General features: G+C 58.7%; 24 protein-coding genes and 1 tRNA gene. 13 read left to right on the top strand and 12 right to left on the bottom strand.

The features are described from left to right. Positions 1 to 141: 141 nt before the first annotated feature. The 3 genes from QEZ52_RS01645 to QEZ52_RS01655 are packed head-to-tail and all read left to right on the top strand — an operon-like array spanning position 142 to position 4,268. Positions 142 to 1,128, top strand: a complete 987-nt coding sequence (locus tag QEZ52_RS01645) for a glycosyltransferase family 2 protein (RefSeq protein WP_406647406.1) — start codon at positions 142 to 144, stop codon at positions 1,126 to 1,128. Then, the gene (locus tag QEZ52_RS01650) at positions 1,125 to 2,822 is read left to right on the top strand and encodes a beta-1,6-N-acetylglucosaminyltransferase (protein ID WP_406647408.1); all 1,698 of its coding nucleotides are present in this window, start codon (positions 1,125 to 1,127) and stop codon (positions 2,820 to 2,822) included. The genes QEZ52_RS01645 and QEZ52_RS01650 overlap by 4 nt, the downstream gene beginning before the upstream one ends. Positions 2,823 to 2,828: 6 nt before the next feature. After that, the gene (locus QEZ52_RS01655) at positions 2,829 to 4,268 is read left to right on the top strand and encodes a nodulation protein NodH (protein WP_406647410.1); all 1,440 of its coding nucleotides are present in this window, start codon (positions 2,829 to 2,831) and stop codon (positions 4,266 to 4,268) included. A 38-nt stretch (positions 4,269 to 4,306) separates the two neighbouring features. On the opposite strand, the gene QEZ52_RS01660 is transcribed toward QEZ52_RS01655, so the two are convergent. The 10 genes from QEZ52_RS01660 to QEZ52_RS01705 all read right to left on the bottom strand — a co-directional run bounded on the left by QEZ52_RS01660 (position 4,307) and on the right by QEZ52_RS01705 (position 11,300). After that, complete coding sequence (locus tag QEZ52_RS01660; RefSeq protein ID WP_406647413.1) at positions 4,307 to 5,134, bottom strand: class II glutamine amidotransferase; 828 nt, start codon at positions 5,132 to 5,134, stop codon at positions 4,307 to 4,309. 128 nt (positions 5,135 to 5,262) lie between these two features. After that, positions 5,263 to 6,039 (bottom strand): Stf0 family sulfotransferase, encoded by a 777-nt coding sequence (locus QEZ52_RS01665; protein WP_406647415.1) that lies wholly within the window; start codon positions 6,037 to 6,039, stop codon positions 5,263 to 5,265. Between the two features lie 61 nt (positions 6,040 to 6,100). Continuing rightward, positions 6,101 to 6,565, bottom strand: a complete 465-nt coding sequence (locus QEZ52_RS01670; RefSeq protein ID WP_406647417.1) for a PTS sugar transporter subunit IIA — start codon at positions 6,563 to 6,565, stop codon at positions 6,101 to 6,103. Between the two features lie 48 nt (positions 6,566 to 6,613). Continuing rightward, a complete protein-coding gene (hpf, locus tag QEZ52_RS01675; RefSeq protein WP_406650610.1) occupies positions 6,614 to 7,177 on the bottom strand; it encodes an HPF/RaiA family ribosome-associated protein in 564 nt (187 codons plus the stop codon). A 411-nt stretch (positions 7,178 to 7,588) separates the two neighbouring features. Beyond that, on the bottom strand, positions 7,589 to 8,347 hold the full coding sequence (lptB, locus tag QEZ52_RS01680; RefSeq protein WP_406647419.1) for an ABC transporter ATP-binding protein: 759 nt from the start codon (positions 8,345 to 8,347) through the stop codon (positions 7,589 to 7,591). Continuing rightward, on the bottom strand, positions 8,347 to 8,802 hold the full coding sequence (locus QEZ52_RS01685) for an LptA/OstA family protein (protein ID WP_406650613.1): 456 nt from the start codon (positions 8,800 to 8,802) through the stop codon (positions 8,347 to 8,349). The genes lptB and QEZ52_RS01685 overlap by 1 nt, the downstream gene beginning before the upstream one ends. A 42-nt stretch (positions 8,803 to 8,844) precedes the next feature. Continuing rightward, complete coding sequence (locus tag QEZ52_RS01690; RefSeq protein WP_406647420.1) at positions 8,845 to 9,444, bottom strand: hypothetical protein; 600 nt, start codon at positions 9,442 to 9,444, stop codon at positions 8,845 to 8,847. Between the two features lie 4 nt (positions 9,445 to 9,448). Next, complete coding sequence (locus QEZ52_RS01695; protein WP_406647422.1) at positions 9,449 to 10,414, bottom strand: SIS domain-containing protein; 966 nt, start codon at positions 10,412 to 10,414, stop codon at positions 9,449 to 9,451. Continuing rightward, positions 10,411 to 11,025 (bottom strand): ribonuclease D, encoded by a 615-nt coding sequence (locus QEZ52_RS01700; protein ID WP_406647424.1) that lies wholly within the window; start codon positions 11,023 to 11,025, stop codon positions 10,411 to 10,413. Before QEZ52_RS01700 ends, QEZ52_RS01695 begins: the two co-directional genes overlap by 4 nt. A gap of 189 nt (positions 11,026 to 11,214) precedes the next feature. Continuing rightward, a tRNA-Leu gene (locus QEZ52_RS01705) sits at positions 11,215 to 11,300 on the bottom strand. A 211-nt stretch (positions 11,301 to 11,511) separates the two neighbouring features. Here QEZ52_RS01705 and QEZ52_RS01710 point away from each other — a divergent pair. Beyond that, on the top strand, positions 11,512 to 12,495 hold the full coding sequence (locus QEZ52_RS01710) for a complex I NDUFA9 subunit family protein (RefSeq protein ID WP_406647426.1): 984 nt from the start codon (positions 11,512 to 11,514) through the stop codon (positions 12,493 to 12,495). A 100-nt stretch (positions 12,496 to 12,595) separates the two neighbouring features. Here QEZ52_RS01710 and QEZ52_RS01715 read toward each other — a convergent pair whose 3' ends face one another. Then, positions 12,596 to 13,402 carry an undecaprenyl-diphosphate phosphatase gene (locus QEZ52_RS01715; protein ID WP_406647428.1) on the bottom strand — a complete coding sequence of 269 codons (807 nt, stop codon included), beginning with the start codon at positions 13,400 to 13,402 and terminating at the stop codon, positions 12,596 to 12,598. A gap of 241 nt (positions 13,403 to 13,643) precedes the next feature. Between QEZ52_RS01715 and QEZ52_RS01720 the strand changes: the two genes are divergently transcribed. The 9 genes from QEZ52_RS01720 to QEZ52_RS01760 all read left to right on the top strand — a co-directional run bounded on the left by QEZ52_RS01720 (position 13,644) and on the right by QEZ52_RS01760 (position 26,013). Next, complete coding sequence (locus QEZ52_RS01720) at positions 13,644 to 15,083, top strand: NAD(P)-dependent oxidoreductase (protein WP_406647430.1); 1,440 nt, start codon at positions 13,644 to 13,646, stop codon at positions 15,081 to 15,083. Positions 15,084 to 15,212: 129 nt separating this feature from the next. After that, positions 15,213 to 15,650: a GFA family protein gene (locus QEZ52_RS01725; protein ID WP_406647432.1), complete on the top strand. Its 438-nt coding sequence runs from the start codon at positions 15,213 to 15,215 to the stop codon at positions 15,648 to 15,650. Then, positions 15,647 to 16,108 carry a GFA family protein gene (locus QEZ52_RS01730; protein ID WP_406647434.1) on the top strand — a complete coding sequence of 154 codons (462 nt, stop codon included), beginning with the start codon at positions 15,647 to 15,649 and terminating at the stop codon, positions 16,106 to 16,108. Before QEZ52_RS01725 ends, QEZ52_RS01730 begins: the two co-directional genes overlap by 4 nt. Beyond that, positions 16,105 to 20,637, top strand: a complete 4,533-nt coding sequence (gene gltB, locus QEZ52_RS01735; protein ID WP_406647436.1) for a glutamate synthase large subunit — start codon at positions 16,105 to 16,107, stop codon at positions 20,635 to 20,637. Before QEZ52_RS01730 ends, gltB begins: the two co-directional genes overlap by 4 nt. 154 nt (positions 20,638 to 20,791) lie before the next feature. Further along, positions 20,792 to 21,169, top strand: coding sequence for a DUF4189 domain-containing protein (locus QEZ52_RS01740; protein WP_406647438.1), 378 nt, complete (start codon positions 20,792 to 20,794; stop codon positions 21,167 to 21,169). 77 nt (positions 21,170 to 21,246) lie between these two features. Continuing rightward, complete coding sequence (mtgA, locus tag QEZ52_RS01745; protein ID WP_406647440.1) at positions 21,247 to 21,984, top strand: monofunctional biosynthetic peptidoglycan transglycosylase; 738 nt, start codon at positions 21,247 to 21,249, stop codon at positions 21,982 to 21,984. Between the two features lie 58 nt (positions 21,985 to 22,042). Further along, positions 22,043 to 22,708 (top strand): glutathione S-transferase family protein, encoded by a 666-nt coding sequence (locus tag QEZ52_RS01750; RefSeq protein ID WP_406647442.1) that lies wholly within the window; start codon positions 22,043 to 22,045, stop codon positions 22,706 to 22,708. Positions 22,709 to 22,798: 90 nt separating this feature from the next. Continuing rightward, positions 22,799 to 23,827 carry a tRNA epoxyqueuosine(34) reductase QueG gene (gene queG / locus QEZ52_RS01755; RefSeq protein WP_406647444.1) on the top strand — a complete coding sequence of 343 codons (1,029 nt, stop codon included), beginning with the start codon at positions 22,799 to 22,801 and terminating at the stop codon, positions 23,825 to 23,827. Between the two features lie 179 nt (positions 23,828 to 24,006). Next, positions 24,007 to 26,013, top strand: coding sequence for a hydantoinase/oxoprolinase N-terminal domain-containing protein (locus QEZ52_RS01760; protein WP_406647446.1), 2,007 nt, complete (start codon positions 24,007 to 24,009; stop codon positions 26,011 to 26,013). A gap of 126 nt (positions 26,014 to 26,139) precedes the next feature. Here QEZ52_RS01760 and QEZ52_RS01765 read toward each other — a convergent pair whose 3' ends face one another. Beyond that, complete coding sequence (locus QEZ52_RS01765) at positions 26,140 to 26,562, bottom strand: glyoxalase (RefSeq protein WP_406647448.1); 423 nt, start codon at positions 26,560 to 26,562, stop codon at positions 26,140 to 26,142. Between the last annotated feature and the right edge of the window lie 119 nt (positions 26,563 to 26,681).

Here is a 26,681-nt window from a genome sequence, read left to right on the forward strand (position 1 = left end):
AAATTCATTGATTTATAGAAGAAAATTGTGACATATTGCGCAAAAAGGCTGGGGCAGACAGGATCAGGAGATCAGGGGTAACGGCTGCGCTTTTGGTTCAACGGGATTGGAAAGAACGTGGGCCTTTGGGATTCTTATCGAATGCGGGTACGGCGCAAACGCCGGATCATACGCTCCATTCGTAAATCCAGTGAGTTGAATGTGGTGCAGAACCACACCGGGCGTATTCGTCCGGACGATATCATTTTGGTTTCGACCATGCGCAACGAACAGATCCGCCTGCCGTATTTTCTGCGGTATTACAGGGATCTGGGCGTTGATCATTTCCTGTTCGTAGACAATGACAGCACCGACGGCACACAGGAGTATTTGATCGGGCAACCAGATATCTCGTTGTGGCACACACGTGCCAGCTACAAGCGGTCGACATATGGCGTGGACTGGATGAACTGGTTGCAGCGCAAATATTGTCACGAGCATTGGACTCTTGTTGTCGATCCGGATGAGTTTTTTGTGTTCCCGTTCTGCGACACACGGTCAATCCGGGCGTTGACCGACTGGCTGGATAATTCTGCCATTCGCAGCTTTGCCGCGATGTTGCTGGATGTTTATCCCAAGGGGCCGATTGATGCTGTGCCCTATCAGCCCGGCCAGGATCCACTGGATATTGCGTCGTGGTTCGACAGTGGCAACTATATGATTACCCGCAACCCGACCTACAGCAATCTATGGATACAGGGTGGCCCACGCAGTCGGGTGTTTTTTGCCAATGAGCCCAAAAAGGCACCAGCGCTGAACAAGACGCCTCTGGTCAAATGGGATCGAAAATACGCCTATGTCAGTTCAACCCACACGTTGTTGCCGCGTGGATTGAATCAGGTCTATGACGATTGGGGTGGCGAAAAGGCCAGCGGCATTCTGCTGCACACCAAATTCCTCGACACCTTTACCGCCAAGGCCCAAGAGGAACTGACCCGTGGTCAGCATTATTCGCAATCTGCCGAATACAAAGCGTATGCCGAACAGATCCATACCCAACCAGAACTGTGGTGCAAGTGGTCCGAGAAATATATCAACTGGCGCCAGCTTGAGATTTTGGGGCTGATGTCCAAGGGGAACTGGGCATGACGGTGGGGGTGGTCATGCTGGTGCATAATGCGCTCAACCGGGCCGAACAGGTGGCGCGTCACTGGACGGCAGGTGGCTGCCCCGTTGTTATTCATGTGGATCGCAATGTCTCCCGGCGCACCTATCGCAGCTTTGTCGAAGCGTTGTCGGATGACCCGAAGATCCTGTTCTGCAAGCGGCACAAATGCGAGTGGGGTATGTGGGGTATCGTTGCGGCGTCCCAATCCGGATCCGAATTGATGCTGAAACAGTTTGCCGACGTGCGACATGTCTATCTGGCGTCCGGGTCCTGCTTGCCGCTGAGACCCGTCCAAGAGTTGGTGGATTACCTGGCCGCTCGCCCACGCACAGACTTTATCGAAAGCGCCACAACAGCGGATGTGCCGTGGACGGTCGGGGGATTGGATGCAGAGCGGTTTACCCTCAGGTTTCCGTTTTCCTGGAAAAAACACCGCTTTTTGTTTGATCGATATGTGGATCTGCAACGTAAATTACGGGTCAAACGGATCGTTCCTGCCGGTCTGGTTCCCCACATGGGCAGCCAATGGTGGTGCCTGACCCGCCAGACCTTGTCGGCGATATTGCAGGATCCGGAACGACCGGCCTTTGATCGCTATTTCAAACGGGTCTGGATTCCGGACGAAAGCTATTACCAGACTTTGGTCCGCCAATTCTCCAGCAATATTGAAAGCCGGTCGCTGACACTGTCCAAATTCGACTTTCAGGGCAAACCGCATATTTTCTATGATGACCACCTGCAATTGCTGCGTCGGTCGGATTGTTTTGTTGCGCGCAAGATTTGGCCGCGGGCCAACCGGCTGTACCAGGCGTTTTTGACTGACCAGGCGGGGGCGATGAAACGTACCGAGCCTAATCCGGGCAAGATCGACCGGATATTCGCCAAGGCGGTCGAACGTCGGGTCAAAGGGCGCCCGGGCCTGTATATGCAAAGCCGTTACCCCAAACACGGGGCGGAAAACGGGATTACATCGAACCCCTATTCCATCTTTGAAGGGTTTACCGAACTGTTCGAGAATTTCGAACCCTGGCTGGAAAAGGCGACAGGGGCGCGGGTCCATGGCCATCTTTTTGCGCCGGATCGGGTCGAATTTGCAGATGGGCAATCGATGATCAACGGTGCCCTGTCGGACAGCGCCGAACAACGTGACTACAACCCTAACAGCTTTCTGACCAACCTGATCTGGAACACCCGTGGTGAACGGCAATGTTTTCAATTTGGTCCGGCCGACAACCAAAAAATCAACTGGTTGATTGCACGAGACCCGAATGCCCAGATCTCGGTCATCTCCGGTGCCTGGGCGGTGCCACTGTTCAAGTCGAATCGCAACTTTGCCGACCTTCGGCGCGAGGCCGCCCGCCTGCAAAGAATCGAAAGCGACCATTTGGGCGTGCTGCGATCACAATATACCAAGGCGCGGGTGCGGATCTGGTCCATGGCCGAGTTTGTCGAAGCCCCGATGGAACCGATCCAGACGATAATCGACGAAGTCGGCCCGGTGAACCAGCGCCGCCTGACCGAAGCGCCAACCATGGTCGAACTCGAAGGGTTCGGGCAATTTCTGCAAAATCTAAAAAACCAGGGTATGCACCCGTATCTGATGGGGGATTTCCCGGTGGAACAAGGACCGATGAATATGCCAAAGCCTGTCCGAAAACCATATTTGGTGCGGTAACGTCGAATGTCCAACAGCTTTGATTACTTTGTTATTTTCGCGGAAATGCGAACAGGATCGAATTTTCTGGAAACCAACCTGAATGCATTCCAAGGGCTTGAATGCCACGGCGAGGCCTTCAACCCTCATTTCATTGGTTACCCGAACACGACCGAAATCCAGGGCGTCACCCAATCGGAACGCGATGCTGATCCGTCCAGATTGATTGACCGGATCAAACAGCAATCCGGAACCCTGGGCGGGTTCCGGTTTTTTCACGACCATGATCCGCGTGTGTTGGAGCTGGTGATGGACGACCCCCGGTGCGCCAAGATCATCCTGACCCGGAATCCATTGGAGAGCTACGTATCCTGGAAGATCGCCAAGGCCACCGGACAATGGAAGCTCACCAATGTCAAAAGCCGCAAGGAAGCGCAGGCGGTTTTCAACGGTGATGAATTTGGAGCCCACGTCGAGGCGCTGCAGGATTTTCAGGTGACACTGCTGAACCGGTTGCAGCGATCCGCGCAGGTGCCATTCTATATGCCGTACGAAGATCTTCAGGACCTGGATGTTCTGAACGGGTTGGCACGTTGGCTGGGATGCGATGATCAGCTGGAACATCTGGACAAAAGCTTGAAACGGCAGAATCCGGCCCCGATCACATCCAAAGTGGCAAACGTAGATGAAATGATTTCTGCGCTCGGTGGCATGGACCGGTTCAATCTGTCACGCACGCCCAATTTCGAACCCCGGCGCGGGGCCGCTGTGCCATCGTATGTGGCGGCTGTGGCAACGCCGTTGCTGTACCTGCCGATGCGCGGCGGACCGGAACAGGATGTTCTTCAATGGATGGCCGATCTGGACCGCGTGGCGATTGACAAGTTGCCAACCAAGATGAACCAGAAACAACTGCGCCAATGGAAGCGCCGCAGCATTGGCCACCGAAGCTTTACCGTGCTGCGCCATCCTGTTGCGCGGGCACATGCGGTGTTTTGTTATCGAATTCTGCAAACTGGCGAAGGCAGCTATCTCCAGATCCGCAATACTCTGCGCCGCCAGTTCCAACTGCCGATCCCCAAGGATTGGCCAAACAAGAGTTATAGCAAATCCGATCATCGCGCCGCATTCGAGGTGTTTTTGGCCTTTGTCAAAGCCAACCTGGCAGGGCAGACAGGGATTCGTGTCGATGCGGCGTGGTGTACGCAGGCCCAGGCCCTGAGCAGTTTTGGTGATTTCAACTCACCGGATATGGTGCTGCGCGAAGAGGAGCTGGCCGAAATGTTGCCTTTGATGGCGCAGCGCTATGGGCATGTCGAACCACCCGTGCCGGTTTTGACCGGGGATGCTGAAAACGCGCCATTTGGTCTGGCCGAGATTTATGACAAGACCCTCGAAGAGGTCGTGGCAGACATCTATCAGCGCGATTACGTTATGTTCGGGTTCGGACCGTGGAAGAAAATGTGATTACCTCACAGGTCAGCTGGATGAGCCGGGTTCTGGCATCAGGCAGCTGACGAGGCCGCGTCGTGCTGACCCCGGATCTGCGGAGATGTCGCGGCCACTCCCGGTGCAAAGGGGTGGGACGTCAGGACCGTGCCCTGTGTTTCAATCGCGGTACCGGCAGCGATCTCGATCCATTCACCATTGTCAGCATCCAACGGCTCCGAAGAGATGATAATGCCGGTTTTACATTTGCGATAGAACAGGCTGGGGGCGTGACGGTCCGACGCATAGCGCGCCGCGAACAGGCGTTCTCCATCTGACCAGCAGGCTGCAAATCGCATGAACGGAAGGGCACCGCTGTCGCGGGACAGGGATTCTACCCGCGCAACGGCCCGCGCCATTGCCGCGATTGGATTTTGATCCAGCCCTTCGCCCAAAGCGATCAGAAAAATGGCCTCGCTTTCCGTGGCCCCCAACCTGTCTCCGTACAGAGAGGCCGGAATCATGCCATCCAGCTGTTGGCGGATGGCGTCATGCCCTCCGGCCTGGCCATTGTGCATAAAGCACCACCGGCCATAGCCGAAAGGATGGCAATTGTTGCGCGATGTTGCCGTTCCGGTTGATGCCCGTACATGGGCCAAAAACAACCCCGAACGGGTATGATGTGTCAGTTGTTTGAGATTGGCATCAGACCACGCCGGGTGCGTATCCTTGTAGAAACAGGGATTGTTGCGATCCGAATACCAGGCCAAACCAAACCCATCGGCATTGATGGCCGTCTTGCCGATCAAAGCATTTCGACTTTGCGCGACCAGCGACTGTTCCTGGTTCAAAACCAGCTCATCAAGATAACGCGGAGCACCGCTCCAGGCGAGAAACCGGCACATGGGACATCTCCAAATTAAGATGGCGCATATTTACCCAGACGCGCGCGGGAAAAGGTATCCAATATTGGGAAATAACGACAAAATTCAGATCAAATGATTGGGTATGCTCCTCTCAACCTATCAAAAACTTAATTCTGAAAATACGCGGGATATTCGGCGCGGAATCGTTCGGCCCATTCTTGGCTCAGTGCATCTGCGAGCTTCGCGGTTGGGGGTAGAATATCTTCCCCATATTGTGATGCGAGACCCAGGAAATTCAGACACTTTGCCAGAGTATCGGCAGGGTTGGCGGAAAGTTCATCATAGGAAATGCGCATAGGAGATAGCCCCTCCTGCATGAACCAACCTTCCCACGCCCGCTCCATCTCAATGAGCTCCAAGAGCGTTTTCTCTATCTGTTGGGGATCATAGACAGGCGGCTTGGGCGCAGACAGGCGTTCCAACTCGCTCCCGTCCGCGGCCCTGTGCCAAAGCCCGGTTTGAGTGGCTTTGACCAACGAGATCGCTTGTTCCATCTTGTTGCTTCGGGTCAGGTGGATAAAACGGGTCGATCCAAAAGAGGCCTGAATGCGATCCAGATCGCAATCGGCTTGTGGGTGGAGACCGCCGATTTGCTGAATGAAATGATCAAAGCTTGCCCTCTGTATCCTGAGACCAAATACCCCTGTATCGCCCGTACCGATTTCTATGGCTGCATTTACGACCGTTCGTACCGCCTGTTGCGCAGATGGTTCCGTCGTGCGCACCCCATAGGCCTGCAACCATCCATCCAGCGACGTGCTGTGAAAATGAGAGTCTGGGTTTCCAGCAATACCCGTTGCTTTCAGCAATGTGCACAACAGCGTACTGCCGCTGCGCGGGGTGGTGCAAATGACATAAGAGGAAATGCGCGATTTTCCTGACACAGCACCAGTCCGTTACATGTCGCTGCAAGGACCTTTGCAGACCGGATGCGCAAAACGCCTATCAGGCAGCCTGAACAGATTGGCCTTCGGTCAGAATAGTGTACAGCGTCGCGGCGTCCAAATTGGCCCGCAATTTGGTGCAGACCGAGGCTTCGCGCAGTGTACGCGACACCAAAGCCAACGCCTTGAGATGTTCAACTCCGGCCTGTTCAGGCGCAAACAATGCAAATGCGACATCGACCGGCTGACGATCCACGGCACCGAAATCCAGAGGCTTTTCTAGAATCACAAATACGCCGGTTACCTGGTCCAGATCTTCCAGACGCGCATGGGGCAATGCAACGCCATGGCCCACACCAGTTGGGCCAAGGCTTTCGCGCTCCAGCAGAGCTTCGAGCGTTGTCTGTGCGTCCAGCCCATAGGCGGACTGGGCCACATCAGATATGTCCTGGAACAGGCGTTTCTTACTCGACGCAGAGGCAATAACCTTTACGGCCTCAGGTGCGAGGATGCTCGAAAGTTCCATTGTTGCTTGCTCCGCTATCGCATTCTCGGATGCGCTGGGTCAGGTTGATTATGGATCGATCCAACCGATATTACCGTCTTCGCGACGATATACGACGTTCAATCCATCCTTCTTCTCGTTCCGGAAGATCAAAACAGGTGCCCCGGCCAGTTCCATTTGCATGACAGCTTCTCCCACGGTCAGGGACGGAATCTTGGTTTCCATCTCTGCCACGATGATTGGCTGCAACGATTCTGGTTCGGTCTCTTCTGTTTGCTCCTCCGATGCGAGGATATAAGAGGCTGCACCGAAGAGTTCAACCGGTTCGGAGCGATCCTTGTGATGATCCTTGAGTCGGCGCTTGTATCGACGTAGCTGGGTTTCCATCTTGTCACAGCAGCCTTCGAATGCGGCGTAGATCTCGTTCGCATGGGCTTTTGCCTGAGCGGTCAGGCCAGTGGACAGATGAATTGTGGTTTCGCACACATATTCATGCGCCGAACGGGAAAACACCACATTGGCGTCTGTCGGACGTTCGGCATATTTTTTCACCGCTTCGTTCAACTCGGTCTGCACATGGGTTTGCAGAGCTTCGCCAATGTCGATTTGCTTTCCACTGATTTGGTAACGCATGTGGTCTCCTTCACGTATTTTCATCTTCAGCACGGCCATCCAATCAGACGGGTCCGCTACCAGCCAAAGATGAGGGGAATAGGCCGACCCGCTGATTGCATGTGTCCAGACCTTTGGAGAAAGGTCAGATCCGGATGCGCAGAAAACAGCGTGTTTGCCATACTCCAATTCAGGCGCAACTGATCCAAAGTGTCAATGCAATCCAGTGCGGTTTTACCGGAATCTTTTTCCGGGGTCGGGAAACCGGCAAAACATCGCAGGTCTGCGCCAGACGCGTATGGGGCTGGGTCTGCTATGCGTGCGCGATCCGCTGGGGTCTGTGTTCAGCGCGCGACCGCGCGCTGCGTGGCCCAACGGCACCGGATGCTTTTTCAAAAGCAATCCGTGCGGGCGGGAGCGTCGCCTGACGGTTTACGAAATCCGAAAATTGTCACCCAGATAAACACGGCGCACGTTTTCGTTGTCGACCACCTCGTCCGGGGTGCCTGACATCAGAACCTGCCCGTCGTGCAGAATATATGCCCGATCCACGATCTCGAGCGTTTCGCGCACGTTATGGTCGGTGATCAGCACGCCAATCCCGCGTTTTTTGAGGTCGGCAACCAGATGGCGGATGTCTCCCACGCTGATTGGGTCAACGCCTGCGAATGGTTCATCCAGCAACAGGTATTTGGGGTCAGCGGCCAGGCAACGGGCGATTTCGACCCGGCGACGTTCACCGCCCGACAGGGCCAATGCAGGGGCGCGGCGCAGGTGCTCGATGGAAAACTCTGACAACAACTCTTCGAGCCGTTCACGCCGCTTGTGGCGATCGCGCTGCGAGATATCCAGAACGGCGGTGATATTGTCTTCGACCGACAGCCCGCGGAAAATCGACATTTCCTGTGGGAGATAACCGATACCCATGCGCGCGCGACGATACATTGGCAGGCTGGTGGCGTTCTGGCCATCAATCGTCACAGTGCCGGCCTCGGGGAAAATCAAACCGGCAATCGCATAGAAGCTGGTGGTTTTTCCAGAGCCGTTGGGGCCCAACAGGGCCACGACTTCGCCCCGGTCCAACGTCATGGACACATCCCGGATCACGATGCGTTTGCGATAGGATTTGCGCAGCTTGTCGATACGCAGCCCCGAGGACCCCGACGTTACAGTCAAATTGGGGCGCGCCATCAGTTGTTGCCGTCGGAATTGAGAACAGTTTTAACGCGGCCGATCATCTGAGCCGTTCCATCGGTCAGATGTACGGTCATCCGGTCCGAGGTCAACGCATTGGGACCCTGGGTCAACAGAACATTGCCGCTCATTTCGATGACACCGCTGTCGATGGTGTAATCCGCCCGCTCCGCTTCTGCGGCGTCGGGGCCATTGACCAGCAAAACGTCTCCGGTTGCTTCCAGCCGTTGAATGCTGCTGGCTTCTTGGTTGTAGATCACAAGAACCCGGGCGGCAGACAGCTTCATCACGCCCTGGTTCACCAGGACATTTCCGGTGAATTCCGCAGATCCGTTTCCCTGATTGACGTCCAGATTGTCGGCGGTGACTTCGACCGGCAACGATGGGTCCGCCTTGACTGCGCCAAAGGCGACATTGGTCCCTTCTGCCGCCGCCACGGCGCCAGTCGCCATGAAGGTCAGTGAAATTAGAAGGCGACGCAAGTAGATCACAGGTTATCTTTCCGGCTTTTGGGGGGTGTATATCAGCTTCACGCCCTCATTGAAAAGCATGTGCACGGGGCCACCTTCACTTTTTGATGAAAAATGCATCGTTCCAGCCGTAAAGTCACCGATTGGACCGGCTCCGGTGATTGGTCCGGGGCTGTTTCCGGACACGCCGCTCAATGCGGTGTTCAGACGATCGGTGTTGATGACGATCCCGGTCGACGACACGATTTCGACGTTGCCGATAAAGCTGGCCTTGTCCTTGTCCAACCGCACCCGTCCCGTATCTGATTGCAGGGTCATTTCCGACCCGTCTGCCATGCGGATGCGGGCATTCAGATCGGTGGCAACTGCGGGAGTGTCATTGCCGCCCGGACGGGCCAGGCTGGCCGTGACCATGATCTCATCCCCCTGCGCTGTGGTGCCGGAAAAGAACGGGGCCGTAACCTGTTGGTCGCGGGTGCGCTCTTCGATTTCACGTTTGGCAAAGGGAATTTTGGTTTCGGTCTCGCTGCCGCGCGAAATCAGGAACAGGGTCGACAGCAAACCCAGTGCTGCCAGCGGCAGCAGCACCTTGAGAAAGGCAACAATGCGGGAATAGCCGTCCACTGTCCTATCCCAATCCGACGCGCAAACAATCGTGGATATGCAGCAGCCCGATCGGGTCGCCACCTGTGTCGGAATCCACAACCATCAGACAGGTGATGCGTGGCGAATTGGTGTTCATGAAGGCAACGGCTTCTTCGGCGAGCGCACCGGGGCGTATCGTGGCAGGATCGCGGGTCATGACGTCTTTGGCGCTCAGCGCCAGCAACCCGTCCATGTTTCGGCGCAAGTCGCCATCGGTAATGATACCGACAAGCCCCCCGTCTGCGCCCACTACACCCGTGACGCCAAACCCCTTTTGGCTGATTTCGATCAACGCATCGCCCATCGGGGTGTCCAACTGAACCAGCGGCAACTCATTGCCGGTATGCATCAGGTCCTGAACCTTGCTCAGCCGTGCGCCCAGTTTGCCACCCGGGTGGAATTCACGGAAATGTTCGGGTGTGAACTGGCGGTGTTCCATCAACGCAATGGCCAGGGCATCACCCAGCGCCAATGTCATGGTGGTCGACGTGGTCGGAACGATGCCGGATCCGCAGGCTTCGGGCGCCGCGGGCAGCAACAGCGCCACATCGGACTGCTTCAACAGGGTCGATTCCGCCCGGCTGGCCACACCGATCAACGGAATGGCAAAACGGCGGGTATAGGCGACCATATCGGCCAGCTCTGGTGTTTCGCCAGAGTTCGACAGCACCAACGCCACGTCGCCCTGGGCCATCATGCCCAGATCCCCATGGCTGGCCTCGGCCGGATGTACGAAATGCGCCGGAGTTCCGGTCGATGCCAGGGTCGCCGCAATCTTGCGCGCGATATGGCCCGACTTGCCCATGCCCGAGATGATCACCCGACCTGTTGCATTCAGCAACGTGTCCACGGCCTGGTCAAAGCTGTCATCCAGGCTGTCAGCCAGCAGGCTCAGTGCCTGGGCTTCGATGCCGACAACCCGGCGGGCGGTGTCCTGAAACCCGCTCATGAGTGTGCAAAAATGTCGATTTCGGGCCAGCCTGCCAGGTCCAGCTTTGCCCGCATGGGCAAAAAGTCGAAACAGGCCTGGGCCATCTCGGTACGTCCTTCGCGGGCCAAACGTTTGTCCAGCTGTTCACGCAGACGGTGCAGGTGCAGAACATCGGATGCGGCATATTCCAGTTGCGCATTGGTCAGGGTTTCGGCCCCCCAATCACTCATTTGCTGCTGTTTGGAAATGTCGACCCCGATCAACTCTTGTGTCAGGTTCTTGAGCCCATGGCGGTCTGTATAGGTGCGTACCAGCCGGCTCGCGATTTTGGTGCAATAGACCGGGGCGGTCAGCGCGCCAAAGGCATTGTACATGGCGGCAATGTCAAACCGGCCGAAATGAAACAGCTTGAGCACGTTGGGGTCGGTCAGCATTGCGCACAGGTTGGGGGCTTGGGTCTGGCCTTTTTCGACCTGCACGATATGTGCATTGCCGTCGCCTCCGGACATCTGGATCACACACAGGCGGTCGCGATGCGGGTTCAACCCCATGGTTTCACAGTCGATGGCCACGATTGGGCCCATATCCAGCCCATCGGGCAGATCGTTTTTGTACAGATGGTTGGCCACGATGTCGTCCCTTTGGAGAATATATGGATCGGGACTGAGATAGGCGCTTTGGCGGGCAAACTCAACGGGCGGGCACCTGCAATCGCGCCGTTCGCCATTCCCCGCTGATGCACAGACCCGATAGTCCGACAAAGCACCGCGATTCGTGGCGGAGCTGGATTTTATCTGTGAGATTTCGATCGGGGAATTTGGTGCCCAGGAGAGGACTCGAACCTCCACGTCCAAAAGGACACTAGCACCTGAAGCTAGCGCGTCTACCATTCCGCCACCTGGGCAGGTGTCGTGAGGGGGCGTTTAAGCCCAGTCGCTGAGGGTGTCAATCGGAATAATCCGATTTTTTTCAAACTTCTTGAACATTCCTGTGGAAAAAAATGGTGCCGTATCGGCGGCAACGCAGCGAAGCCTGCAAAAGCGGCGTTTTGCGCCTTGTTTGCCGGGGTTCAGAGCGGTAGATCGGTGTCAAAGCTAACTCGCAGGAGCCATACCATGTCCAAGCTGGTCACGATTTACGGCGGTTCAGGCTTTGTCGGGCGTTATATTGCGCGCCGCATGGCCAAAGAAGGTTGGCGCGTTCGCGTCGCCGTGCGTCGCCCGAACGAGGCAATGCATGTCAAACCTTATGGTGTCGTGGGGCAGGTTGAACCCGTGTTCTGCAATGTCCGCGATGATGCATCGGTCGCCGCCGTTATGCAGGATGCGGATGCGGTCGTGAACTGTGTCGGAATTCTCAACGAAACCGGCAAGAGCACATTTGACGAGGTGCATGTCCAGGGCGCTGGGCGGATTGCCCGGATCGCAGCTGATCAGGGTATCGCCACAATGGTGCACCTGTCCGCAATTGGCGCGGATGCAGAGGCCGCGAGCGCGTATTCCCGCAGCAAGGCCGCTGGCGAAGCCGCTGTTCTGGCGCATATGCCGGGTGCCATGATCCTGCGCCCGTCGGTTATCTTTGGGGCCGAAGACGGGTTCTTTAACTTCTTTGCCGGGACAACCCGGTTTGGTCCGGTTTTGCCGATTGCCGGGGCCGACACGCTGTTTCAGCCGGTTTATGTGGATGATGTGGCCAAAGCAGCGGTCAAAGGGCTGTTGGGCGAAGTGCCGGGCGGTATCTATGAATTGGGTGGCCCAGAGGTCAAATCGCTCGGGGCGCTGCTCGACCAGATGCTGGACGTGATTCACCGTCGCCGTTTGGTATTGCCGATGCCCGGATTTGTCGCGCGCCTGTTGGCCGGTAGCCTGGATATCGTGCAATTTGTCAGCTTCCAGCTGATTTCCAACAACATCCTGACGCGTGATCAGGTGCGCAGCCTGAAGACCGACAATGTTGTGGCCGAAGATGCGAACAGCTTTGCTGAGCTGGGGATCAAGCCGGTAACTCTGGCGTCGGTTCTGCCGGATTACCTGTGGAAATTCCGGCCTTCGGGTCAATATGATGCGATCAAGGATTCGGCCAAGAACCTGCAAACCTGACGGGTGTCTTGGACACTGGAACAATGCAGCGCGTCAGCCAATCAGGTTGGCGCGTTTTCTTTTGCATGGGGGTCGGGATTGCCGGGCTGTGGCGCACCCCTTAGTTGCTGTAGGCGATGATCAGCAGAACGGATCCCAGAACCACCCGATAGATCACATATGGGGTGAAGCTGACGCTTTGCAGCAACCGCATCATCAGGCTTAGCGCGGCCAAGGCTGAAACACAGGCAAGCCCGGCTGCGATCAGCGCATCCCGGATGACGCCGGTGTCTGCCTGGACCGCGACTTGGGTGCCCAGCAGGATGCCCGAGGCCAGAATCGTAGGGATCGACATCAGCATCGACAGGCGTGCCGCATCGGTGCGGTCATATCCCAGGGTGCGGGCACCGGTAATGGTGATGCCGGACCGAGAGGTGCCTGGGAGCAAGGCCAGAACCTGCCACAGCCCCATGATCAGCGCATGTTTTGCTGTCCAGTCTTTGGCCGTGTTGGTGGACGGGCTGTGGGTGTCGGCCCAATACAGAACCACGCCGAATCCCAACATGGTCCAGCCGATGACGGTCATGGACCGCATGGCATCGCTGAGCCCGGTGACATGCAGGATCGCCCCGGCGATCACGGTCGGGATCGTGGCAATGATCAGGCCCAGCGCCAGCTTTGCCCCCGGTGTATCGCATCGCCCCATGGCGAGCCGCGGTAGCCCTGCCAGGCCTGTTGAAACGTCGCGCCAGAAATAGATGACCACGGCCACCAGGGTGCCCACATGAACCGCCACGTCGATGGTTTGTCCCTGGTCGTCCAGTCCGGTCAGGCTGGGCAACAGAATCAGGTGACCAGAGGACGAAATGGGCAAAAATTCGGTGATACCCTGGATCACGGCAACGAGTATCAATTGAAAAAGCGGCATGAGGCAAAAAACCTGAGGAGTATTGAGGGGGCGTGTGGGTTTAGGGATCGGTATAAAGTGCCTGTTTTTAAAGGGAAGGAAATAAATAGGTCCGATATGAAGCCTAAAAATGCTGTACATTTTGGCAAAGCTTGGGCAAATCAAAGCTGAGATCGAAATTTAGGTCAGCATAGTTGACTTTTAATCCGCAACGCTACGGTTTATCACCAGCCGAAGCCAGCCAAACGACGGAGTCCCAGCCATGGCAAAGCAGCCAATGCTCAAATTTGTGCAGATCGACCGCGACATGCCGCAAAAGCGTGCAGCGACTCTCCGCAAAAATGACTTCGATGAGATTTATGCAGAGTACGCCGCCGCCAAGGCCGAGGAACAGGCCAGCCGGTGCAGCCAATGTGGCGTGCCCTATTGCCAGTCGCATTGCCCGCTGCACAACAATATCCCAGACTGGCTGCGTCTGACCGCCACCGGGCGGATGGAAGAGGCCTATGCCACCAGCCAGGCCACCAATACCTTTCCCGAGATCTGTGGTCGTATCTGTCCGCAGGACCGCCTGTGTGAAGGCAACTGCGTGATCGAGCAATCCGGCCACGGCACTGTCACCATTGGTGCGGTCGAAAAATATATCACCGATACGGCGTGGGATCAGGGGTGGGTCAAACCCATCGTTCCCGCAGCAGAGCGCACTGAAAGCGTTGGCATCATCGGGGCCGGTCCCGGTGGGTTGGCAGCAGCGGATATGCTGCGCCGCGCCGGTATTCAGGTGACGGTCTATGACCGGTCCGACCGTGCCGGCGGGTTGCTGATGTACGGCATCCCCGGCTTTAAATTGGAAAAGGACGTGGTGCAGCGGCGCAATGATCTGTTGGCCGCAGGCGGGGTCACATTCGAGCTGAATTGTGACATTGGCGACGACGTCACATTTGATGCTGTGCGGGCCAAACATGACGCCATCATCATTGCTACCGGTGTCTATAAATCCCGCGACCTGTCGATGCCGGGCAGCGGGGCCAAAGGCATTGAAAAGGCGATTGATTTCCTGACCGCGTCCAACCGCAAAAGCTTTGGCGATGCGGTCAAGGAGTTCGATTCCGGGCGGTTGAATGCCGAGGGCAAAAAGGTCGTCGTCATCGGTGGTGGCGACACGGCCATGGATTGTGTGCGGACCTCCGTGCGTCAGGGCGCGACTTCGGTCAAATGCCTGTATCGTCGTGACCGGGCCAACATGCCGGGATCACAGCGCGAAACCCAGAACGCCGAAGAAGAAGGCGTGGTGTTCGAATGGCTGAGCGCGCCCAAGGGATTCACCGACGCCAAGGGCAAGGTCACCGGGGTGATGGTGCAGAAAATGCGTCTGGGCCAGCCCGATGCCACCGGCCGTCAGGCCCCGGAGGTGATCGAAGGCGCGGATTATGTCGAAGAGGCCGATTTGGTGATCAAGGCACTGGGATTCGAGCCCGAAGACCTGCCGACATTGTGGGATCAGCCCGAGTTGCCGGTGACCCGCTGGGGCACCATCAAGGCGGCGTTCCAGACCGGGGAAACCGACATGGACGGGGTCTATGCGGTGGGTGACATCGTACGTGGTGCGTCGTTGGTGGTCTGGGCGATCAAGGACGGGCGCGACTGTGCCGACGCGATCATTGCGCGTTTGAATGCCAAGGCTGCAGTTGCAGCAGAATGACCTGGTAACCGGGGGGTGACATGCGTGCACCTTGCGTGCACCACCCGTACACCGCCGCAACGCAGAAGAAATGCTGCAACACAGCCAAAAGGTCACCCGGTGTGACCCATCGCCAAGGGGACAGATGTCATGACTGAATTGAGAGGCCAATGTTTGTGTGGTGCGGTCACGGTCACTGCGACCCCGGACCGGTCTGCGCTGGCCGCCTGTCATTGTGAAATGTGCCAACGCTGGGGCAGCGGCCCATTCCTGAGCTTTCAGGCGGCGCAGGGCTATGCGGCGCTGGGCCCGGTGAAAACCTATCAGTCGTCCAGTTGGGCAGAGCGGGCGTTTTGTGGCCAATGCGGATCGTCGCTGTGGTACCGGATGACGGGCCCCGGATCGCATCAGGGCCAGACCCAGATGTCGGCTGGTCTGTTTGAAGATGCCGCTGGTGCCCGGCTCAAGCTGGAAATCTATGTGGACAAGAAGCCGGACGGCTATGGGTTTGACGGCAATTGCCGCAAGATGACCGAGGCGGATGTGATTGATGCCTTTGCGCCTGCACCGGTCGAGGGGTCGACATGAGCCAGACCAGAACCGGACATTGCATGTGCGGTCGCGTCCGTTTTGTCGCGCGCAATGTGCCCCAGGTATTCGGGGCCTGTCATTGCGACATGTGCAAACGCTGGTCCGGGAACATGTTCAACGGGGTGTCGGTTGTGTCCGGCGATCTGGATTTGACCGGTCAGGACCATATCAGACGCGTCCAGACGTCCGAGTGGGCCGAACGCGCCAATTGCGAGAGCTGCGGATCGCCGCTGTGGTACCGGGTGACGGAACCGGAGTTCGAGCCCAAGACCCATAACATGGCCCTGGGCCTGTTCGACGACACCAGCGGCATGACGCTGGGACATGAATTTTTTGTGGATCGCAAAACATCGGCCAACGATCTGCCCAAAGACCGGAAACAGTTTACCGAAGCGGAAACCCTGGCGCTGTTCGCGCCCGAGGACGCATCGCACGACCAAGGAGACAAGCAATGACCAAATTTGATGCCAATTGGGTGCGCGCCGAAGAAGAAAAGCGCAAGTGGATGGCCGAAAACGGTCTCTATGCCGAGGAAGAAGAGCATTCTTCGTGCGGCGTTGGTCTGGTGGTGTCGGTTGACGGCAAGAAAAGCCGCAAGGTGGTCGAAGCCGGGATTGATGCGCTGAAAGCGATCTGGCACCGCGGTGCTGTGGATGCGGATGGCAAGACCGGCGATGGCGCGGGCATTCACGTGCAGATCCCTGTGTCGTTCTTTTACGACCAGATCCGCCGTACCGGTCACGAACCGCGCATGGATCAGCTGATGGCCGTTGGGCAGGTGTTTCTGCCGCGCACCGATTTTGGGGCCCAGGAACGGTGCCGGACCATCGTGGAATCCGAAGTTCTGCGCATGGGCTATTACATCTATGGCTGGCGGCATGTGCCGGTGGATGTGACTTGTTTGGGGGAAAAGGCCAATGCGACCCGCCCCGAGATCGAACAGATCCTGATTTCCAACACCAAGGGCGTCGACGAAGACACATTCGAGCGCGAGCTGTATGTGATCCGTCGCCGCATCGAAAAGGCTGCGGCTGCTGACAATGTGACCGGTCTGTATATCGCGTCGTTGTCGTGCCGGTCGATCATCTACAAGGGCATGATGCTGGCCGAACAGGTGGCGGTGTTCTACCCGGACCTGATGGACGAGCGGTTCGAATCGGCATTCGCGCTGTATCACCAGCGGTATTCGACCAATACCTTCCCCCAGTGGTGGCTGGCCCAGCCGTTCCGCATGTTGGCCCATAACGGCGAGATCAACACGCTGCGGGGCAATCTGAACTGGATGAAGAGCCACGAGATCCGCATGGCGTCGTCGTTCTTTGGCGAAATGGCCGAGGACATCAAACCGATCGTGCAGGGCGGATCGTCGGATTCGGCGGCGTTGGATGCGGTGTTCGAAGTCATGGTGCGCGCGGGCCGGTCGGCGCCGATGGCAAAAACCATGCTGGTGCCGGAAAGTTGGTCGAAACAGGCGGTGGATCTGCCACAGCCGTGGATCGACATGTATTCCTATTGCAATTCGGTGATGGAACCCTGGGATGGCCCGGCTGCTTTGGCGATGACCGATGGGCGGTGGGTCTGTGCCGGTCTGGACCGCAACGGGCTGCGCCCGATGCGTTATGTGGTGACAGGTGACGGGTTGCTGATCGCGGGATCCGAGGCCGGCATGGTGCCGATCGACGAGGCTGGTGTTGTCGAAAAGGGCGCATTGGGTCCGGGGCAGATGATCGCCGTCGATATGGCCGAAGGCAAATTGTTCCACGATACCGAAATCAAGGACACCCTGGCGGGATCGCGTCCGTTTGGGGAATGGGTCGGTAAGATCCACAATCTCGAAGAGGATCTGAACGGGGTCGAGGAAACACCGCTGTTCACCGGCGAAGAGCTGCGCAAGCGTCAGATCGCGGCGGGGTATTCGGTGGAGGAGCTGGAGCAGATCCTGTCCCCGATGGCCGAGGACGGCAAGGAAACGCTGGCTTCGATGGGGGATGACACCCCGTCCGCCGTGCTGTCGAAAATGTATCGTCCGCTGAGCCACTTCTTTCGCCAGAACTTTAGCCAGGTGACCAACCCGCCGATCGATTCGTTGCGTGAATTCCGGGTGATGTCGCTGAAAACCCGGTTCGGCAACCTGAAGAACGTGCTGGACGAAGACAGCAGCCAGACCGAGATCATCGTGCTGGAAAGCCCCTTTGTCGGCAATTCCCAATGGGACAAGCTGGAAGCGGCGTTCAATGCGCCGATGGCGGAAATCGACTGTTCGTTTGAACCGGGCACCGGCGCGCTGAGCGCGGCGCTGGCCCGGATCCGGTCCGAGGCCGAGGACGCCGTGCGGTCGGGCGCTGGGCATCTGGTGCTGACGGATGAACATTCGGGGCCGGGCAAGGTCGCGATGCCGATGATTCTGGCCACATCGGCGGTGCATTCGCATCTGACCCGCAAGGGGCTGCGCACCTTCTGTTCGTTGAACGTGCGGGCCGCCGAATGTATCGACCCGCATTATTTTGCCGTGTTGATCGGCTGTGGCGCCACGGTCGTGAACGCCTATCTGGCCGAAGATTCGATTGCCGACCGAATCGAGCGCGGGTTGTTGGACGGGACGTTGACCGAAAACGTCGCACGTTATCGCGAAGCCATCGACCAGGGTCTGTTGAAAATCATGGCCAAGATGGGGATTTCGGTGATTTCGTCCTATCGCGGCGGTCTGAATTTCGAAGCCGTGGGTCTGAGCCGTGCCATGTGCGCCGAATTCTTCCCCGGCATGACCAGCCGGATTTCGGGCATCGGTGTCACCGGTATTCAGTCCAAGGCCGAAGAGATCCACGCCAAGGGCTGGACCAGCGGGTTGGACGTGCTGCCGATTGGCGGGTTCTACAAGGCGCGCAAATCCGGCGAAACCCACGCGTGGGAAGCCACGTCGATGCATATGTTGCAGATGGCGTGCAATCGCGCGTCGTTTGAGCTGTGGAAACAGTATTCAGCCAAGATGCAGAGCAACCCACCGATCCATCTGCGGGATCTGTTGGACATCAAACCGCTGGGCAAATCGGTGCCGATCGAAGAGGTCGAATCGATCACAGCGATCCGCAAGCGGTTCGTGACACCGGGCATGTCGTTGGGCGCGCTGAGCCCGGAGGCGCACAAGACGCTGAACGTGGCGATGAACCGGATTGGGGCAAAGTCTGACAGCGGCGAGGGCGGCGAAGATCCGGCGCATTTCGTGCCCGAACCCAATGGCGACAATCCATCCGCCAAGATCAAACAGGTGGCATCGGGCCGGTTTGGTGTGACCGCCGAATATCTGAACCAGTGTGAAGAGCTGGAAATCAAGGTGGCCCAGGGTGCAAAACCGGGCGAGGGTGGCCAGCTGCCGGGCATGAAGGTCACCGACCTGATCGCGCGTCTGCGTCATTCGACCAAGGGCGTGACCCTGATTTCACCACCGCCGCACCACGACATCTATTCGATCGAGGATCTGGCGCAGCTGATTTACGATCTGAAGCAGATCAACCCGTGCTGTAAGGTGACGGTGAAATTGGTGGCGTCATCCGGGGTGGGCACGATTGCCGCCGGTGTGGCCAAGGCCAAGGCCGACATCATCCTGATTTCGGGCCACAATGGTGGCACCGGGGCGTCGCCTGCGACGTCGATCAAATATGCGGGTCTGCCGTGGGAAATGGGTCTGACCGAAGCGCATCAGGTTCTGTCGATGAACAACCTGCGCGAACGCGTCACCCTGCGGACCGATGGCGGTCTGCGCACTGGCCGTGACATTGTCATGGCCGCGATGCTGGGGGCCGAGGAATACGGCATCGGCACGGCGGCGTTGATCGCCATGGGCTGTATCATGGTGCGTCAGTGCCAGAGCAACACCTGCCCGGTTGGGGTCTGTACCCAGGATCAGGCGCTGCGCGACAAATTCACCGGCAGCGCCGACAAGGTGGTCAATCTGATCACGTTCTACGCACAGGAAGTCCGCGAGATCCTGGCCAGCATCGGAGCGCGGTCGCTGGACGAGGTGATCGGTCGGGCCGATCTGTTGGCGCAGGTCAGCCGGGGGTCCGCACATCTGGACGATCTGGACCTGAACCCGCTGTTGATCACCGTCGATGGCGCAGCCGACATCGTGTACAACCGCGACAAGGACCGCAACGCGGTGCCCGATACGCTGGACGCGGAAATCGTGCGCGATGCGGCGCGGTTCCTGCAGGATGGCGAGAAAATGCAGCTGTCCTATGCAGTGCAGAACACCCATCGGACCGTGGGCACGCGGACATCGTCGCATATCGTGCGCAACTTTGGGATGCGCAATGCGTTCCAGCCGGATCATCTGACGGTGAAGCTGCAGGGGTCTGCCGGGCAGTCGTTGGGCGCGTTTGCAGCACCGGGGCTGAAGCTGGAAGTGTCGGGCGATGCCAATGATTATGTCGGCAAGGGTCTGTCGGGCGGCACCATCGTGGTGCGCCCACCGCAGGTCAGCCCATTGAATGCGTCCGAAAACACCATCATCGGCAATACGGTTCTGTATGGGGCCACCGATGGGCATCTGTTTGCCGCCGGTCGCGCCGGGGAACGGTTTGCGGTGCGCAATTCGGGTGCATCCGTGGTGATCGAAGGCTGTGGCACCAATGGGTGTGAATATATGACCGGCGGGATTGCGGTGATCCTGGGCAGCATCGGGGCCAACTTTGGCGCGGGCATGACCGGCGGCATGGCCTATCTGTATGACCCGGATGGTCAGGCGGCGAGCGTGATGAACATGGAAACATTGGTGAACTGCCCGGTCACGGTGGACCATTGGGAGGCCCAGCTGAAGGGGTTGATCGAGCGCCACGTGGCCGAGACGGGCAGCCGCAAGGGGGCCGACATCCTGCAGCATTGGGATCTGGAGCGGGCCAATTTCCTGCAGGTCTGTCCCAAGGAGATGCTGAACAGCCTGCCTCATCCGCTGAGCATCGAAGAAAGCGCCATCCCGGCCGAATGATCGGGATTGCCTCTGCGGAAAACCCCGTCGGCCTGTGGTCGGCGGGGTTTTTCGTTTGACGACAGAGGGTTGCGAGAAAATTTCCAGACTCTTCGGAAAATATGTTCAGATGAAACCCTGAGACGAATGTCGATTTGAACCGGGGAGATTTGCGATGAAGATGAAGACTGCGACCCGAATTCTGTCCGTTGTGGCGGCAACATTGGGATTGGCCGGGACCGCGACAGCGGGAAGTTGCGGATATGACTATTGTTGGGGCGCTGTGGCTGTGGGGCCCAATGGGGCCTATGGGTTTGCCCATTCCTGGGGATCGGAACAAGAGGCCCATGATGTCGCCAATTCCGGGTGCGAATGGGACTGTACGATCACCCGCACATTCTACAACGCCTGCGCGGCGATTGCGGTGGCGGACAATGGCGGCTGGGGATGGGCGTATGAGTCGAGCCGGGAATTGGCCGAAAGCAGCGCCATGAGCTATTGCATGGACAACGGATATAATTGCCGGGTCCGCGTCTGGAGCTGTTCAAAATAGCCCTCCAAGGCAGGGTTTGTTGACCGGTCCCAAATCCCTGTCTTTTTCGATGGCCCCGAGTGGCCTATAGAGTGGCTATGGCGAAGGCAGTACAGAAAAAGACCCGACCGGCAAAAAGGGCCAAGACGGAGCGCAAACCGTTCCGGCCGATCCGCTGGGTCGGGCGTGTGGCTCTCAGGGTGATTTCGGTTTTTGTGGCGGTCGTGACGCTGATGATTTTCCTGTTTGCCTTTGTTGATCCGCCGATCACCCATACAATGTGGTCCGAACGGAGCCGATTGGGCGAATTGGACCGCGAATGGGTGGCGATGGACGATATCGCGCCTGTGATGGCCCGGTCGGTTGTTGCCGCCGAAGATGCCCGGTTCTGTCAGCATTGGGGATTTGACGTGCAGGCCATTCGCGCCGCCATTGCCGGGGGCGGATCGCGGGGCGCGTCGACGATCACACAGCAAGTCGTCAAGAACGTGTTTCTGTGGCAGGGGCGCAGTTGGATCCGCAAGGCGTTGGAAACCCTGATCACCCCGGCCGTCGAGGCGGTGTGGTCGAAACGGCGTATTCTGGAGGTCTATTTGAATGTGGCCGAGATGGGCGAAGGCATCTTTGGGGTCAAAGCCGCAGCCCAGGCCAATTTTGGCGTTGGTCCGGATCAGTTGAGCCCCCGTCAGGCGGCGTTGATTGCCGCTGTTTTGCCCGCACCACGGGTGCGATCGCCAAAACAACCCACCTCAAATATCAAACGCAAGGCGTCCCGGATCATGGATGGGGCGGCCACCATCCGCGCAGATGGGCGATCCGACTGTTTCGAGGATTGAAAAACCTGACGTGGCAGGGCATTCCTGCACAACACCCTTTTTGAATTTCTGGACGCACATGGCCCGCCTTTATCACGTTCCGCTTTCCCCGTTTTGTCGCAAGGTCCGTTTGGTTCTTGCGGAAAAGAAGATCGAAGTCGAATTGGTGGAAGAGCGGTATTGGGAAAAGGACCCGGATTTTCTGCGCCGCAACCCGGCGGCCAAGGTCCCGGTGGTGCGTTTGGACGGCAAGATGATGGCCGAAAGCGCGGCGATCTGCGAATATCTGGAAGAAACCCGCCCGGATCCGGCCTTGATGCCTTCCGATCCCGAAGGGCGTTTTGAAGTGCGCCGGTTGGTGAGCTGGTTTGATGACAAGTTCCACAATGAAGTGACGTCAAAATTGTTGTACGAGCGGGTCAACAAGAAGGTAACCGGCGAAGGATACCCGGACAGCCGCAATGTGAAATCCGGGGCGAAGGCGGTCAAATACCATCTGGATTACATGGCGTGGTTGCTGGATCATCGGCGTTGGCTGGCCGGGGATCAGATGACGTTGGCCGATTTTGCCGCCGCGGCGCATCTGTCGTCGCTGGATTATATTTCGGATGTGGATTGGAACCGGTCCGAAGTGGTCAAGGATTGGTATGCCAAGATCAAGTCGCGCCCGGCGTTTCGGTCGATCCTGGCCGATCAGGTGCCGGGGTTTCGCCCGCCCGCCCATTACACCGACCTGGATTTCTGATAGGGGTTCGGGGATGGGGGCGCTGCCCCCCGCCCTGGAATTCGGTGAATTCCAAGGCTCCCCCCGAGGTATTTGGGACCAGAAAGAAGCATGAGCGCCGAGCTGAAAGAAAAACTGGTGGCGCGGGCCCTGGAAGAGGGGTTCGTGGCGGCGCGGATTTGTCGCCCCTGGGATGTGCCGCAGGTGCCCGACCGGTTGCAGGCCTATGTCGATGCCGGGTGGCATGGGCAGATGGGGTGGATGGCAGAGCGCATGCAGTGGCGCGGCAACCCGGCGGCATTGTGGCCCGAGGCACGATCCGTGATCATGTTGGCCGAGAGTTACACCCCCGAGGAAGATCCGATGGCCGTTGTGGGCTGTCCGGATCGCGGTGCGGTGTCGGTCTATGCACGGGCCAAGGATTACCATGATCTGGTCAAGAAGCGGCTGAAGCGGCTGGCGCGGTGGCTGATCGCCGAGGGCGGTGGCGAGGTCAAGGTGTTTGTCGATACCGCACCTGTGCCAGAAAAGGCATTGGGTCAGGCGGCCGGGTTGGGATGGCAGGGCAAACACACCAATCTGGTCAGTCGGGATTGGGGCAATTGGGCCTTTTTAGGGTCTGTTTTTACCACATTGGAGTTGCCGGAGGACACGGCCGAGCCGGACCGCTGTGGGTCGTGCCGGTCCTGTCTGGACGTCTGTCCGACCGATGCCTTTGTCGCCCCCTATCAGTTGGATGCGCGCCGGTGCATTTCCTATCTGACCATCGAGCACAAGGGGCCGGTGGCGGAAGATCTGAGGGCGCGGCTGGGCAATCGGATCTATGGCTGTGACGATTGTCTGGCAGCCTGTCCGTGGAACAAGTTCGCAGTGGCGGCCAGCGATCTGCGGTATGCGGCGCGCGCGGAATTGAAAGCGCCAAAGCTGGCCGAGTTGGCGGAGTTGGATGACGCTGCATTTCGCGCGTTTTTTTCCGGCTCGCCGATCAAGCGGGTCGGGCGCGACCGGTTTGTGCGCAATGTGTTGTATGCCATCGGCAATTCCGGTCAGGCAGAGTTGCGGTCGGTGGCACAGGGGTTGTGTGACGATCCCGATCCGACAGTGGCCGATGCGGCCCGTTGGGCGGTGGCGCGTCTGTAGAGCGTTGCCGATTTCACGCGGTACCTCTTGACGCTGCCTGAAATCAGAGATTTCAACGCGGCAAGAGATGGAGAGCGTTTCAGTTTAAAAATCGAAACGCGTGAGATGACGCAAACAGGCGGGACGTGTCGCGAAACCTTGGTAGACCGTTCCAGCGAACAGTCAGGGAGGAACGCGGCATGGCGCTGGCGTTGGGGGTCGATACAGGTGGAACCTATACGGATGCGGTGTTGATCCGTGACGAGCGCGAGGTGATTGCCTCGGCCAAGTCGCTGACCACACGACAGGATCTGGCCATTGGTATTGGCGGCGCGATCCGGGCGGTTTTGGCCGACAGTGGCGTGGCCGCTGCGGATGTGGGGATGGCGGCGTTGTCCACGACTTTGGCCACCAATGCGTTGGTCGAAGGGCAGGGCGGGCGCGTGGCGTTGATCTATATCGGGTTTCGGGCCGAAGATCTGGAGCGGCACGGGTTGGCCGAGGCGCTGAAGGGCGATCCGGCATTGGTCATGGCGGGGGGGCACACCCATGCTGGAGGCGAGGCGGCGGCGCTGGATGTCGAGGCGTTGAACGCATTTCTGGAGAGCGAGGCCAAGGGGGTGACCGGATTTGCGGTTGCCGGTGTCTTTGCCACCCGCAACCCGGGACATGAATTGGAAGTGGCGCGGATCATCGGTGAGACCACCGGACGGCCCGTAACCTGTTCGCACCAGTTGTCGGCCAAATTGAACGGACCCAAGCGCGCGGTCACGGCGGTGTTGAATGCGCGGTTGATCGGGATGATCGACCGGTTGATTGGGCGGGCGCAGGAGACATTGGTGGATCTGGGCATTCAGGCGCCGATGATGGTGGTGCGCGGAGACGGGGCGTTGATGTCGGGCGAACAGGCCCGCGAGCGGCCGATCGAGACGATTCTGTCCGGGCCTGCGGCGTCGATTGTCGGGGCGCGCTGGATGACCGGGGTCGAGGATGCGTTGGTGTCCGACATTGGCGGGACAACGACGGATGTGGCGTTGTTGAGCGGCGGAAAGCCAGCGATTGATCCGGCCGGTGCCCGGGTTGGCGGGTTTCGCACCATGGTGGAAGCGGTTGCCATGCGCACCAGCGGGCTGGGCGGTGACAGCCAGGTCCATATGAACACCTCCGGGTTGGCCGGGGGGCTGTTCCTGGGGCCGCGCCGCGTTTTGCCCGCGTCGCTGATTGCCATGGAGGCCCCGGAGCTGGTGCACGACACATTGGATGCGCAGCTGCGATCGTCCACGGCCGGGGAATATGACGGGCGGTTTGTGCGGGCGGTTCCGAACATGCCGGTGGTTGGCCTGTCGGGGCGCGAAGAGGTGGTGCTGGAGCGGATCGGGGACCGGGTGCTGCCGATGGGGGATGTGCTGAGGACCCGGATGGAGCAGGGCGCGCTGAACCGGTTGGTCGATCGTGGCGTGGTGCAGGTGTCGGGGATTACCCCATCGGATGCCAGCCACGTATTGGGCCGGGTCGACGCCTGGGACCGGGATGCGGCGGACAAGGCGCTGACCCTGTTTGCGCGACGCCGGATCGGGTCCGGCGACATGGCCGCGACCGGGTCACAGCAGTTGGCTCAGATGATCATTGACCAGCTGACCGAGCAGACGGCGCTGACCCTGTTGGAAGCGGCCTTTGCCGAGGAAGCGGATGGATTTGGCATTCCCGGTGATCAACTGGCGCGTCACGTGCTGATGCAGCGGGGGTTGGACAAACACCGGGGGCTGATCGCGCTGGATGCATCGGTGAACGTGGATGTGGTTGGTTTGGGCGCATCGGCACCCAGCTATTACCCGGCAGTGGGCGACCGGCTGCATTGTCGGATGATCCTGCCACCGCACGCCGGTGTGGCCAATGCGATCGGAGCTGTTGTGGGCCGTGTATCGGTGCGGCGCAGCGGCACGGTCACCAGCCCGTCGGAGGGACGGTACCGGGTGCATCTGGACACCGGACCGGAGGATTTCGAGGCGTCCGATGCGGCGTTGGAGATGCTGGAGCGTGCTTTGACACAGGACGCGCGGTCGGCGGCTGAAGAGGCCGGGGCCCAGGATATCAACATCCATGTGGAGCGGGACCTGAGGACTGCTTTGGTGGAGGCCAAGCAGGTGTTTGTCGAAGGCATGTTGACGGTTGAGGCCAGCGGCCGGCCGCGGGTGGCCGTGGGGTGAGCCCAGCGTGAGGGGCTGGATGTGGTGAACCGGAAACGGCGGGCTCCCGCCCGGTCTTATTGCATCAAAATGCAATGCGCCCCGTTGGGCGTGGCAGCGCGGCACGCCGCGCTGCGGGCAGGCGGGTCAGTCTTTTGGGCGGCTTGGCACCCAGGCATATCCGTTGGCACATAGAATATAGGCTTCGCGCAGGCCGTGGGGTTTGTCGGAGGGCGGTTGCAGCACCATGGCCCCGAACGCCGTGGCCCGTTGCACGGCGTCATCCGGGTCGGTGTCATACAGACGGATTTCCAACCCGGCCCCGCGTGGCGGGTTTTCCGGCAGCAGGTTCAACAGCGGGTTGGCGTGATAGGTGCCATCCGCGTGCAGCTGAAACACCTGGTCGCCATAGGTGACGATGGCGAAATCTGCTGTGACCTGATGGCCCGTCATATCAAAAACAGTCTCTAAAAAGGCGATTTCGCCGGGAACATCCTGCACCAGCAGGTTTATTCCGATCCCTTTGAGGCCACGCCCAAAGCTGTCTGCATCTATTGTGTCATACTCCATGCGCCAAGGTTCGCCGGTGCGGGCAGTTCAGGCAAGCGGAGAATTGCGATTGGCCCCGGATTTGACGCCCGTTGTCATTGTATTGTCATCGCGCACCAGTAGCGGGGGTTGAACTCTGA

It is taken from the genome of Aliisedimentitalea scapharcae (assembly GCF_045277565.1).
GTDB lineage: Bacteria > Pseudomonadota > Alphaproteobacteria > Rhodobacterales > Rhodobacteraceae > Aliisedimentitalea > Aliisedimentitalea scapharcae.

Excerpts from the sequence above, each read along its gene's own strand:
- QEZ52_RS01710 (WP_406647426.1), top strand. The coding sequence starts at position 11,512 with ATGTCCAAGCTGGTCACGATTTACGGCGGTTCAGGCTTTGTCGGGCGT.
- mtgA (WP_406647440.1), top strand. The coding sequence starts at position 21,247 with ATGGCGAAGGCAGTACAGAAAAAGACCCGACCGGCAAAAAGGGCCAAG.
- QEZ52_RS01750 (WP_406647442.1), top strand. The coding sequence starts at position 22,043 with ATGGCCCGCCTTTATCACGTTCCGCTTTCCCCGTTTTGTCGCAAGGTC.
- QEZ52_RS01725 (WP_406647432.1), top strand. The coding sequence starts at position 15,213 with ATGACTGAATTGAGAGGCCAATGTTTGTGTGGTGCGGTCACGGTCACT.
- gltB (WP_406647436.1), top strand. The coding sequence starts at position 16,105 with ATGACCAAATTTGATGCCAATTGGGTGCGCGCCGAAGAAGAAAAGCGC.
- lptB (WP_406647419.1), bottom strand. The coding sequence starts at position 8,347 with ATGGCGCGCCCCAATTTGACTGTAACGTCGGGGTCCTCGGGGCTGCGT.
- QEZ52_RS01765 (WP_406647448.1), bottom strand. The coding sequence starts at position 26,562 with ATGGAGTATGACACAATAGATGCAGACAGCTTTGGGCGTGGCCTCAAA.
- hpf (WP_406650610.1), bottom strand. The coding sequence starts at position 7,177 with ATGCGTTACCAAATCAGTGGAAAGCAAATCGACATTGGCGAAGCTCTG.
- QEZ52_RS01720 (WP_406647430.1), top strand. The coding sequence starts at position 13,644 with ATGGCAAAGCAGCCAATGCTCAAATTTGTGCAGATCGACCGCGACATG.
- QEZ52_RS01715 (WP_406647428.1), bottom strand. The coding sequence starts at position 13,402 with ATGCCGCTTTTTCAATTGATACTCGTTGCCGTGATCCAGGGTATCACC.
- queG (WP_406647444.1), top strand. The coding sequence starts at position 22,799 with ATGAGCGCCGAGCTGAAAGAAAAACTGGTGGCGCGGGCCCTGGAAGAG.
- QEZ52_RS01740 (WP_406647438.1), top strand. The coding sequence starts at position 20,792 with ATGAAGATGAAGACTGCGACCCGAATTCTGTCCGTTGTGGCGGCAACA.
- QEZ52_RS01685 (WP_406650613.1), bottom strand. The coding sequence starts at position 8,802 with ATGGCGACTGGCGCCGTGGCGGCGGCAGAAGGGACCAATGTCGCCTTT.
- QEZ52_RS01655 (WP_406647410.1), top strand. The coding sequence starts at position 2,829 with ATGTCCAACAGCTTTGATTACTTTGTTATTTTCGCGGAAATGCGAACA.
- QEZ52_RS01670 (WP_406647417.1), bottom strand. The coding sequence starts at position 6,565 with ATGGAACTTTCGAGCATCCTCGCACCTGAGGCCGTAAAGGTTATTGCC.
- QEZ52_RS01695 (WP_406647422.1), bottom strand. The coding sequence starts at position 10,414 with ATGAGCGGGTTTCAGGACACCGCCCGCCGGGTTGTCGGCATCGAAGCC.
- QEZ52_RS01730 (WP_406647434.1), top strand. The coding sequence starts at position 15,647 with ATGAGCCAGACCAGAACCGGACATTGCATGTGCGGTCGCGTCCGTTTT.
- QEZ52_RS01650 (WP_406647408.1), top strand. The coding sequence starts at position 1,125 with ATGACGGTGGGGGTGGTCATGCTGGTGCATAATGCGCTCAACCGGGCC.
- QEZ52_RS01760 (WP_406647446.1), top strand. The coding sequence starts at position 24,007 with ATGGCGCTGGCGTTGGGGGTCGATACAGGTGGAACCTATACGGATGCG.
- QEZ52_RS01660 (WP_406647413.1), bottom strand. The coding sequence starts at position 5,134 with ATGTGCCGGTTTCTCGCCTGGAGCGGTGCTCCGCGTTATCTTGATGAG.
- QEZ52_RS01645 (WP_406647406.1), top strand. The coding sequence starts at position 142 with ATGCGGGTACGGCGCAAACGCCGGATCATACGCTCCATTCGTAAATCC.